This is a genomic window from Actinacidiphila sp. bgisy167 (assembly GCF_057707665.1).
Map to the genome: position 1 here is coordinate 35,090 of NZ_JBYIQP010000057.1, position 9,659 is coordinate 44,748.

Consider the following 9,659-nt stretch of genomic DNA (forward strand, 5'->3'; position numbering starts at 1 on the left):
GCTATGGATCACCCCTGCCCGGGTGCCCACGGAGGTACGCGATGCTTCGACCGACCGCCCGCTACGTCCTCCCCGAGTTCACCGAGCGCACCAGTGAGGGCGTCCGCTCGATGGACCCGTACTCCAAGCTGCTCCAGGAGCGGATCGTCCTGCTCGGGACGCCCATCGACGACACCTCGGCCAACGACGTGATGGCACAGCTCATCCATCTCGAGGCCGCCGCCCCGGAGCAGGACATCTCGCTCTACATCAACTCCCCCGGCGGGTCCTTCACCGCGATGACCGCGATCTACGACACCATGCAGTTCGTCAGCTGCGACGTGTCGACGGTGTGCGTGGGCCAGGCCGCCTCAGCGGCGGCCGTCCTGCTCGCCGCCGGCGCGCCCGGCAAGCGGCTGGCGACCCCCGGCTCACGGGTCCTGATCCACCAGCCGTCGTTCGCGGAGGCGGTCCAGGGCACCACGTCCGACCTGGAGATCCAGGCCCGGGAACTGCTCCGTCGCCGTGATCAGTTGGAGGAGCTGCTGGTACGTCACACGGGGCGGGAACCGGAGCGGATCCGGGCCGACATCGACCGGGACACCATTCTTGACGCCCCGTCGGCCCTGGCCTACGGCCTGGTCGACCGGCTGACGCTGAGCCGCAAGGACGGCGCCGGCCGCGCCCCGCGCGCCCTGCGGTGATCGCGGTGGTGCCCGAACTGCCCCCGCTTCCGGCCCTGACACGGGCCGAGGGCGGGCTGGTCGACGCCTATCTGGAGGTGGTGGATCTGCTCGGCCGGACCAACCCCTCCCGTTGCCGGGACACCTACGGGGCGCTGCGCGCCGCGCAGGCCCTGGTGGTGCGGGCCGCGGAGCTGCGTGACGCGCTGGCGCTGATGCACACGCGCGGGGAGAGCGAGGTGCACACCGCGACGATGGAGCGGGCGCTACGGGTGCTGGACGGCGAACGGCGGACGGGCCAGGTCACCTTGCCCTCACCCCCGCCCCGTTGACGGAACGTCACGCGTTGACGATCCGGCTGGTCCGTTCGGGGGACGCGAACTCGAACCGAATGGACTCGCCCGATCGTTGTATCCGCCGCGTGCGGCCGGGCAGCCCCGAGTTGCGCGCGAAGCCCTCCGGGCAGGCGATCTGACGTCTCGGCCCTGGCGTTCCGTTAGCTTTTAGGGCGTCAGGCGTCGCCGTGTGTCGCGGAATCCACCCGGATAGGTGAGTCGTGAACATACTCACATTCGACCGGTTGCGCTGTGAATCGACCGCTTCGCTGAGTGATGATCCCTTCGACGACAAGCCCCCGTCATCCCGGCGGGGCGGTCCGCGCGGACGCCGAATCCTGCCGCCGCGCGGGTGCCAGGTCGACGACGACGCCACGGCAGGAGCGGAGGACCCGAGCAGGGCGGGCCCGGTGCAGGTCGCCGGACCCTTGGGGTGAAGCCGCAGCCGCGGCCGGGCATCTTCGCCTGTCCGAACCCGACAGGTCATCCTTCGCAGGCGGACGACGAAGGGGTGCGCATGAGTGCGCCGACAGCCATGTCAGGGGTCCTGGGCCGGCTGGGTGCGGTATCGGCCCTCACGGCCGCCGCCGTGGCCGGTCCCGCGGTACTGCCGGATGCCTCCCAGCAGGCGGAGGCGACATCCGTCTCCGCCAAGGCGCTGAAGATCGCGGCGTCCAAGAAGGGCGCGCCGTACCGGTACGGGGCGGCCGGTCCCGGCAGCTTCGACTGCTCCGGGCTCACCTTCTACTCCTTCAAGAAGGTGGGCCGTAAGCTGCCGCGTACCGCCGCGGCCCAGTACAACAGCGTCCGGCACATCCGGTCGTCCGCACGCACCCGTGGCGACCTGGTCTTCTTCCACTACGGGAGCAACGTCTACCACGTGGGGATGTACGCCGGGCACGGGAAGATCTGGCACTCCCCCAAGCCCGGCGGACGGGTGCGGCTGGAGAAGATCTGGAGCCGCAGCGTCTGGTACGGCCGGGTGAAGTGACCGCGGCCTGGTGGCCCGGGAGCCGGGGCTCGCGGGCCACGCCCTCGGCGGCGTCGACATGCCGGCGGCGTGCCGGTAGCGTGCGCGCGTGACCCTCGCTCGCATGCTCGCCGACGCCGCCGAGGGCGTCTTCCCGCCCCCGGACGGCTCGGTGACGGTGGTGCCGCAGCCCGCGCCGCGCGACGCCGGGGTGGTCGCCTTCACCGCCCACTGCGTGGTCTTCGCCGACGCCGACCCCGAGGTCGTCCGCGGGCTGCTGCCCCCCGGCGACCTTTCGGCGCCGCTCGGTCCGCCCTTCCTCACCGCGCTGTGCGGGGTGCTGGACCGCACGGTGGACACCGTGGACCTGCTGACCGCCGCGCCCGCTCTCCCCGGACCGCCACCGGCCGCCCTGGGACTGTCCCTGCGGGAGACCACCGACCGTGACCATCCCCGGATCGCGAGGGCCCTGCGGCACCGCGACGAGGTGCGGGCCTGGACGGTGCCCGGAGGCACGGTCCTGACCGGACGGGGCGTGGCGGGCCGCTGGGAGGTGGCCGTGGAGGTCGATCCGGTGGCGCGCGGCGCGGGCCTCGGGCGCCGGCTGGCGCTGGCGGCGCGTCACCTCGTGCCCGAGGGCGCGACGGCGTGGGCGCAGATCGCCCCGGGCAACGCAGCGAGCGGGCGGGCGTTCAACGCGGCAGGCTTCGTGCCGATGGGCGCCGAGGCGCTGCTGCTCACCCGGGACGACTGAGAGGCCGACCCGCACAGCCGTGCGGCCTCCGTGCGCCCGGCGTCACTCGACGGCGGCGGTGGCCCAGGGCAGGCTGATCCACACCGTCTTGCCGCCGTCGGCGGTGGGGGTGACGCTCAGGGTGCCGCCCGCCTCCGCGGTGAGGTGACGGATGATCAATATGCCGCGCCCGTTGTCCTGCTGCACGGCGGCGGGCAACCGCTGGGGCCATCGGGGGTGGCTGTCGGTGACTCCGATCCGCAGCTGCTCGTCCCGGTCGAGCCGGACGTCGAGGGTGAAGGTCGGCGATGTGCCGAGGGTGTGCAGCACCGCGTTGGTCGCGAGCTCGGAGACGATGAGCCGGACGGAGTCGGCGGGATCCGAGTCCTCGGGCATGCCCCACTCCGCCAGCAGGTCGCTCACATAGCGGCGTACCGCGGGGACCGAGGCAGGGTCGCTCGGCAGGGTGACGGATGCTTCCTGGTGATCTGCCATGACGACGCTGTCCCTTTCCCGCCGTGACCAGGACGCCGGCGCCTGCCGCACCCGTGGCCGCGCGCGTGGCAGCCGACGGCGCCGTGCCCGCTTTCGTACGGCACGGCCCCGTACGGCACTCACGCGCCAGAGTGTCATTCATCGTGCCCTTCATCAGGGTCTCACCACGGCTATATGCATATATCTGTCCCCCAAAACGGTGAACTCTGCTACGAGAGCACGTATATGCGCGGCAGACTTCGCTCCGGAAGTGGGGGAGACGCCCAACGGGAGGTGCACACACCATGCAGCAGGTGCCGGCGGTACGCCGCCGCAAGATCGGCTCGGAACTGCGCCGACTGCGCGACGCGGCGCGCCTCACGAGCGGTGAGGCCGCCCAGCGCCTGGGATGGCACCAGTCCAAGGTGAGCCGGATCGAGACCGGCCGCAGCGGGGTGCGCCCGGAGGACGTCGCGGCGATGCTGGACGTGTACGGGGTGCGGGACGCGCGGCTGCGCGAGATGCTCGCCGCTCTCGCGGGTGAGGGCGACCGGCGCGGCTGGTGGCACGAGTTCCGGGAGGAACTCCCCACGGCGTACCGGGACTTCATCTCGCTGGAGACGGATGCCTGCCGGGCTCGCACCTTGGAGACGACGGTGGTACCGGGGCTGCTGCAGACCCCGGACTACGCGCGCGAGCTCACCCGCTCCGTCATCCCGCAGCTCGGTCCCCGGCAGATCGCGACCCTGGTGCAGGTGCGCATCGCCCGCCAGGCGGTGCTGCGCGCCGATCCGCCGCTGGAGCTGTGGGCGGTGCTGGACGAGGCGGTGCTGCGCCGGGAGGTCGGGGGCCCCGGGGTGATGGCGGCGCAATTGAGCCATCTTGTGGAACTGGGTTCACTGCCTCATGTGCATCTGCAGGTGCTGCCCTTCTCGGCCGGTGGGCATATAGGCGTCACGGGGCCTTTCGTCGTCTTCTCATTTCCGCGCATTGCTGATCTGGACGTGGTTGTTATCGACCATTTGACGAGTAGTCTCTATCTGGATCAGCGCGAGGACGTCAGGGCGTACGCTGCCGCCTTCAACCGGTTGCGCTCCCACGCCCTGTCGGCCGAGCAGTCGTTGTCCTACATCTCCGGCATCGGCAAAGGCATCGACAAAGGCGCGTAAGGAGGCATTCCCCCATGTCCGACGCATCGCCTCAGTACGTCACCTCCAGTGCGTCCCTCTCCGGCGTGCACTGGCGACGCAGCAGCCACAGCACAGCGGCGAACAACTGCGTCGAGGCGGCCCTCATCGGCAGCGGGCCGCTCTCGGGACAGCTCGCCGTACGCGACTCCAAGGATGTGCGCGGCCCCGCCCTGCTCTTCACCCCCGCGGCCTGGGCGGAGTTCCTCGCCGCCGTGACGGAGGGCGGTCTGACCGAACGTCCCTGAGGTCAGGGGCAGGTGGGCATCGGCGCCGTGCGGACGACCGTCCGCACGGCGTCGCCGATCTCCCGGTCCGTCAGGTCGGCCCGCGCGGTGAGCCGCAGCCGCGAGATCCCGTCCGGCACGGACGGGGGCCGGAAGCAGCCCACCGCCACACCCGCCGCGCGGCACGCGGCGGCCCACTCGACCGCCGCCCCGGGCGACGGCGCCCGCACCGACACCACGCAGGCGTCCGGCACGGCGGCCTCCAGTCCGGCCTCCACCAGCCGCTCGTACAGCTCGCGGGCGACGGCGCGGGCCCGTGCGGCACGCTCCGGCTCGCGCCGGAGCAGGCGCAGCGCGCCCAGCGCCGCGCCCGTCGCCGCCGGGGCGAGGCCCGTGTCGAAGATGAACGTCCGCGCGGTGTTGACCAGGTGCTCGATGACGCGGGCCGGACCGAGCACCACGCCGCCCTGGCTGCCCAGGGACTTGGAGAGGGTGGCGGTGCACACGACGGCGGGCGCGCCCGCGAGACCCGCCTGCGCGGCCGCCCCCCGGCCCCCGGGGCCGAGCACCCCGAGTCCGTGGGCGTCGTCCACCAGCAGCGCGGCACCGTGGTCGCCGCAGGCGCCGGCCAGCGCCCCGAGCGGGGCGGCGTCGCCGTCCACCGAGAAGACCGAGTCGGTGACGGCGACGGCGGGCCCGTCGTGGCCGGCGAGCGCCTTGCGGAAGGCCTGCGGATCGGCGTGCGCCACGACCTCGGTGGTGGCGCGGGAGAGCCGGCAGCCGTCGATGAGCGAGGCGTGGTTGCCGCTGTCCGACACGATGAGCGTGCCCGGCTCCGTGCTGAGGGCGGTGACGGCGGCGAGGTTGGCGGCGTAGCCCGAGGCGAGGACCAGCGCCGCCTCGAAGCCGCAGAAGGCGGCGAGCTCGGACTCCAGTTCGGCGTGCAGCTCGGTGCTGCCCGTGACCAGCCTGGAACCGGTCGCACCGGCTCCCCAGCGCAGGCAGGCGTCCGCGCCGGCCCGGGTCACCTCGGGGTGGCGGGCGAGCCCCAGGTAGTCGTTGGATGCGAGGTCCAGCAGGGGCGAGCGCGCGGGCCGGGGCCGCAGGGTGCGCACGAGCCCGGCGGCGCGCCGCCGTTCGGCGTGCGCGTCGATCCAGTCGAACGGGTCGCGTGTCATGGTCGTCCCTGGGGTCGGCGGAGGGTCGGGCAGCACCGTAGTGTGCCGGACCGGCTCGTACGGTGCGGTGACGTACACACCTGGGCGGGCGGTCTTGTGGCATGCCCCATTGGCCCGGGCACGCGCGGTACGCCAGGATCGCGACATGGATCTGCTGAATGCTCTGGTGGACAAGGGTCTGCGCCGCGAGCTGCCCACCCGCGAGGAGGCGCTGGCCGTACTGGCGACCTCCGACGACGAACTGCTCGACGTGGTGGCGGCGGCCGGCAAGGTGCGCCGCGCGTGGTTCGGCCGCCGGGTGAAGCTGAACTACCTGGTCAACCTCAAGTCGGGACTGTGTCCTGAGGACTGCTCCTACTGCTCGCAGCGGCTCGGCTCGGAGGCCGGGATCCTCAAGTACACCTGGCTGAAGCCGGACGAGGCGGCGGCCGCGGCCACGGCGGGGGTCGCCGGCGGCGCCAAGCGGGTCTGCCTGGTGGCGAGCGGGCGCGGCCCGACCGACCGCGACGTGGACCGGGTCTCCGCGACCATCGAGGCCATCAAGGAGCGGCACGAGGACGTCGAGGTCTGCGCGTGCCTCGGCCTGCTCTCCGCCGGGCAGGCCGAGCGGCTGCGCGGCGCGGGCGCCGACGCGTACAACCACAACCTCAACACCTCCGAGGCCGTCTACGGGGACATCACCACCACCCACACCTACGCGGACCGGGTCGACACGGTGCAGCAGGCCCAGGCGGCCGGCCTGTCGGCCTGCTCCGGACTCATCGCGGGCATGGGCGAGAGCGACGAGGACCTGGTCGACGTGGTCTTCGCGCTCCGCGAGCTGGACCCGGACTCCGTCCCGGTGAACTTCCTCATCCCCTTCGAGGGCACCCCGCTGGCGAACGAGTGGAACCTCACCCCGCAGCGGTGCCTGAGGATCCTGTCGATGGTGCGGTTCGTCTGTCCCGACGTGGAGGTCCGCATCGCGGGCGGCCGCGAGGTGCATCTGAGGAGCATGCAGCCGCTCGCGCTGCACCTGGCGAACTCCATCTTCCTGGGCGACTACCTCACCAGTGAGGGCCAGGCGGGCAAGGCCGACCTCGACATGATCGCGGACGCCGGCTTCGAGGTGGAGGGCGCCGGCGAGACGACTCTGCCCGTCCACCGGATGGACGCGGCGGCGGCCGCGGCGGGGGCGTGCGGCGGCCACGCCGGCGCGGGCTGCGGCTCGCACGGCGAGGGCCGGGAGGAGGCCGGCGGCTGCGGTCCCTGCGGCGGCCGCACGCGGGCGGGCGCCGCCACGGACGATCCCGCGGACGCCGGGCAGCCGGCGCCCGCCGGTGCCGCCCGAACCGACCTGGTGGCCGTGCGCCGCCGCGGCGCCGGCACGGATCTGCCGCCCAATGCCTGAGCCGCTCACCCCCGGCGAGCTGCTGGCTCTGGACCGGGAGCACGTCTGGCACCCGTACGGGCCCATGCCGGGCCGTCAGGAACCGCTCGTCGTGGAGTCCGCGGCCGGGGTCCGACTGCGGCTCGCCGAGCCCTTCGAGGGTGTGACCGACCTCGTCGACGGCATGTCGTCCTGGTGGTCGGCCATCCACGGCTACAACCACCCGGTGCTCAACGAGGCGGCTCGCGGCCAGTTGGACCGGATGAGCCATGTGATGTTCGGCGGGCTCACCCACGAGCCGGCCGTGCGGCTCGCGGCCCGCCTGGTCGAGATCACCCCCGAGCCGCTGCGGCACGTCTTCCTCGCCGACTCCGGCTCGGTGTCGGTCGAGGTCGCTTTCAAGATGTGCCTGCAGTACTGGCGTTCGCTCGGACGGCCGGAGAAGCAGCGGCTGATGACGTGGCGCGGCGGCTACCACGGCGACACGTGGCAGCCGATGTCCGTCTGCGACCCCGAGGGCGGCATGCACGGGCTGTGGTCCGGCGTCCTGCCCCGGCAGGTCTTCGCGGACGCGCCGCCGGCCGCGTACGAGGAGGCGTACGCCGGCCACCTGCGGGAGATGATCGCGCGTCACGCGCACGAGCTCGCGGCGGTCGTGGTGGAGCCCGTCGTGCAGGGCGCGGGCGGCATGGCCTTCCACTCCCCCGCCTATCTGCGCGTGTTGCGCGAGGCGTGCGACGAGCACGACGTGCTGCTGGTCTTCGACGAGATCGCCACCGGGTTCGGACGCACCGGGACGCTGTTCGCCGCCGGCCAGGCCGGGGTCAGCCCGGACGTGATGTGCGTCGGCAAGGCACTGACCGGCGGCTACCTCACGATGGCCGCCACCTTGTGCACCGCGCGGGTCGCCGAGGGGATCTCCCGGGGAGAGGTGCCGGTGCTCGCCCACGGCCCGACCTTCATGGGCAACCCGCTGGCCGCCGCCGTCGCCTGCGCCTCCCTCGACCTGCTGCTGGGCCAGGACTGGGCGCAGGAGGTCAAGCGGATCGAGGCCGGGCTGCGCGAGGGGCTGGCGCCCGCCGCCGGGCTCCCCGGGGTGCGTGACGTGCGGGTGCTGGGCGCGATCGGCGTCGTCCAGCTCGACCACGAGGTCGACCTGGCCGCCGCGACGAGGGCCGCCGTCCGCAAGGGCGTATGGTTGCGGCCGTTCAGGGACCTGATCTACACGATGCCCCCGTACGTCACGGGGGACGAGGACGTCGCGCGCATCTGCGCGGCGGTGCGCGCGGCGGCGGAGGCGGCATGACGGTGTTGTTCGTGACCGGTACGGGCACGGAGATCGGCAAGACGGTGACCACGGCGGCGATCGCGGCCACCGCGCTGTCCGGCCAGTACAGCGTGGCCTACCTCAAGCCCGCGCAGACCGGGGTCGGGCCCGGCGAACCGGGCGACGCCGCCGAGGTCACCCGGCTCGCCGGGCCCGAGGTCACGAGTGTCGAACTGGCCCGGTACCCCGAGCCGCTGGCCCCGGCCACGGCCGCACGGCGCTCCGGGATCCCCGCGGTGGGGCCGACGGATGTCGCCGAGGCGGCTGCGAAGCTGGCGGCCGTGCACGACATCGTGCTCGTCGAGGGGGCGGGCGGTCTGCTCGTCCGTCTCGACGACGCGGGCTCGACGCTGGCGGACGCCGCACGGATGCTGGGAGCCCCGGTGCTCGTGGTGGCCCCGGCGGGGCTCGGCACGCTGAACGGCGCCGCGCTGACGGCGCAGGTGCTCACGGCGCGCAAGCTGCAGTGCGCGGGCTTCGTCATCGGGAGCTGGCCGCAGGACGCGGACCTGGCCGCCCGCTGCAACCTCTCCGACCTGCCGGAGGTCACCGGCGCCCCGCTGCTGGGCGCCCTGCCCGCCGGTGCCGCCGCCCTCGCCCCCGACGCCTTCCGCGAGGCGGCGCCCGGCTGGCTCTCCCCCCGGATCGGCGGCACGTGGGACGCGTCGGCCTTCACCGCGCACTGGGCGCCGCGCTAGACCGGCGATCTTTGCCAGGTGCCGGGTTCCTGCGGGGCGGGCGTCCGTTGGGTGCGGCGAGGCTGCCGTCGGCGCCGGGCTGGGCCCGGTCGGCCAGAGCGAGACTGCCGAGGCGGACGCACGAGGTGGGGCGCACCAGCGCGACCAGGTCCGTGGCGGGGGCCGGACCTGCAGCGGCGATCACCCTCTCAGGTGACGATCGGCCTCGTCACTCCCTTCAAGCAGCGTGTGCAGGTCCAACTCGGCAGCAGAGGTGATCACTGCGGCTCCCCGGCGGAAGAGTTGAGACGTCGGGCATCTCGCTCGACCGCCGGGGAGCCTCGCGTGGCCCGCACCGACCAGCGGCCAGTCGGCGCGCGGCCCTGTCCAGCGTGCGATGCCAGGCAGCACGGAGAGCACCGAACCCGCGAGTTCTCCGCCGTCCGCGCGCCGGGAAACCGGCGACGCGGCGAAAGCGCCGTGCCCGGCGTCGACCCGCGTAGGTCGGCCGATCCGGGTG

The 9,659-nt window shown here is 73.3% G+C and carries 11 protein-coding genes and 1 riboswitch; of the genes, 9 read left to right on the forward strand and 2 right to left on the reverse strand.

The annotated features are described in order from the left end of the window. Positions 1 to 41 precede the first annotated feature (41 nt). The 4 genes from AC3ET4_RS21000 (at position 42) to AC3ET4_RS21015 (ending at position 2,721) form a co-directional block, all read left to right on the forward strand. Positions 42 to 683, forward strand: a complete 642-nt coding sequence (locus AC3ET4_RS21000) for an ATP-dependent Clp protease proteolytic subunit (RefSeq protein ID WP_431951629.1) — start codon at positions 42 to 44, stop codon at positions 681 to 683. 5 nt (positions 684 to 688) lie between these two features. Then, positions 689 to 994 (forward strand): hypothetical protein, encoded by a 306-nt coding sequence (locus tag AC3ET4_RS21005; RefSeq protein ID WP_431951631.1) that lies wholly within the window; start codon positions 689 to 691, stop codon positions 992 to 994. A gap of 363 nt (positions 995 to 1,357) precedes the next feature. Further along, a riboswitch (cyclic di-AMP (ydaO/yuaA leader) is annotated at positions 1,358 to 1,511 on the forward strand. A 3-nt stretch (positions 1,512 to 1,514) separates the two neighbouring features. Beyond that, on the forward strand, positions 1,515 to 1,988 hold the full coding sequence (locus tag AC3ET4_RS21010; RefSeq protein WP_431951633.1) for a C40 family peptidase: 474 nt from the start codon (positions 1,515 to 1,517) through the stop codon (positions 1,986 to 1,988). Between the two features lie 103 nt (positions 1,989 to 2,091). After that, the gene (locus AC3ET4_RS21015; protein ID WP_431951648.1) at positions 2,092 to 2,721 is read left to right on the forward strand and encodes a GNAT family N-acetyltransferase; all 630 of its coding nucleotides are present in this window, start codon (positions 2,092 to 2,094) and stop codon (positions 2,719 to 2,721) included. 42 nt (positions 2,722 to 2,763) lie between these two features. Here the strand turns inward: AC3ET4_RS21015 and AC3ET4_RS21020 are convergent, their stop codons facing one another. Beyond that, a complete protein-coding gene (locus tag AC3ET4_RS21020; protein ID WP_431951635.1) occupies positions 2,764 to 3,195 on the reverse strand; it encodes an ATP-binding protein in 432 nt (143 codons plus the stop codon). Between the two features lie 284 nt (positions 3,196 to 3,479). On the opposite strand from AC3ET4_RS21020, the gene AC3ET4_RS21025 reads away from it, so the two are divergent. After that, complete coding sequence (locus AC3ET4_RS21025) at positions 3,480 to 4,343, forward strand: helix-turn-helix domain-containing protein (RefSeq protein ID WP_431951637.1); 864 nt, start codon at positions 3,480 to 3,482, stop codon at positions 4,341 to 4,343. A 14-nt stretch (positions 4,344 to 4,357) separates the two neighbouring features. Continuing rightward, positions 4,358 to 4,609 carry a DUF397 domain-containing protein gene (locus tag AC3ET4_RS21030; protein ID WP_431951638.1) on the forward strand — a complete coding sequence of 84 codons (252 nt, stop codon included), beginning with the start codon at positions 4,358 to 4,360 and terminating at the stop codon, positions 4,607 to 4,609. 2 nt (positions 4,610 to 4,611) lie between these two features. On the opposite strand, the gene AC3ET4_RS21035 is transcribed toward AC3ET4_RS21030, so the two are convergent. After that, positions 4,612 to 5,766 carry an 8-amino-7-oxononanoate synthase gene (locus AC3ET4_RS21035; protein WP_431951640.1) on the reverse strand — a complete coding sequence of 385 codons (1,155 nt, stop codon included), beginning with the start codon at positions 5,764 to 5,766 and terminating at the stop codon, positions 4,612 to 4,614. Positions 5,767 to 5,911: 145 nt separating this feature from the next. Here AC3ET4_RS21035 and bioB point away from each other — a divergent pair, with 145 nt between their 5' ends. From bioB to bioD, 3 genes are read left to right on the forward strand one after another with little or no spacing between them, the layout of a single operon-like run. After that, a complete protein-coding gene (bioB, locus tag AC3ET4_RS21040) occupies positions 5,912 to 7,156 on the forward strand; it encodes a biotin synthase BioB (protein ID WP_431951642.1) in 1,245 nt (414 codons plus the stop codon). After that, complete coding sequence (locus AC3ET4_RS21045) at positions 7,149 to 8,441, forward strand: adenosylmethionine--8-amino-7-oxononanoate transaminase (protein WP_431951644.1); 1,293 nt, start codon at positions 7,149 to 7,151, stop codon at positions 8,439 to 8,441. Before bioB ends, AC3ET4_RS21045 begins: the two co-directional genes overlap by 8 nt. Next, positions 8,438 to 9,160, forward strand: a complete 723-nt coding sequence (gene bioD / locus AC3ET4_RS21050; protein ID WP_431951646.1) for a dethiobiotin synthase — start codon at positions 8,438 to 8,440, stop codon at positions 9,158 to 9,160. The genes AC3ET4_RS21045 and bioD overlap by 4 nt, the downstream gene beginning before the upstream one ends. Positions 9,161 to 9,659: the final 499 nt, after the last annotated feature.

Coding starts and splice junctions, on each gene's coding strand:
- AC3ET4_RS21030 (WP_431951638.1), top strand. CDS start 4,358: ATGTCCGACGCATCGCCTCAGTACGTCACCTCCAGTGCGTCCCTCTCC.
- AC3ET4_RS21025 (WP_431951637.1), top strand. CDS start 3,480: ATGCAGCAGGTGCCGGCGGTACGCCGCCGCAAGATCGGCTCGGAACTG.
- AC3ET4_RS21035 (WP_431951640.1), bottom strand. CDS start 5,766: ATGACACGCGACCCGTTCGACTGGATCGACGCGCACGCCGAACGGCGG.
- AC3ET4_RS21045 (WP_431951644.1), top strand. CDS start 7,149: ATGCCTGAGCCGCTCACCCCCGGCGAGCTGCTGGCTCTGGACCGGGAG.
- bioB (WP_431951642.1), top strand. CDS start 5,912: ATGGATCTGCTGAATGCTCTGGTGGACAAGGGTCTGCGCCGCGAGCTG.
- AC3ET4_RS21000 (WP_431951629.1), top strand. CDS start 42: ATGCTTCGACCGACCGCCCGCTACGTCCTCCCCGAGTTCACCGAGCGC.
- AC3ET4_RS21015 (WP_431951648.1), top strand. CDS start 2,092: ATGCTCGCCGACGCCGCCGAGGGCGTCTTCCCGCCCCCGGACGGCTCG.
- AC3ET4_RS21010 (WP_431951633.1), top strand. CDS start 1,515: ATGAGTGCGCCGACAGCCATGTCAGGGGTCCTGGGCCGGCTGGGTGCG.
- AC3ET4_RS21020 (WP_431951635.1), bottom strand. CDS start 3,195: ATGGCAGATCACCAGGAAGCATCCGTCACCCTGCCGAGCGACCCTGCC.
- bioD (WP_431951646.1), top strand. CDS start 8,438: ATGACGGTGTTGTTCGTGACCGGTACGGGCACGGAGATCGGCAAGACG.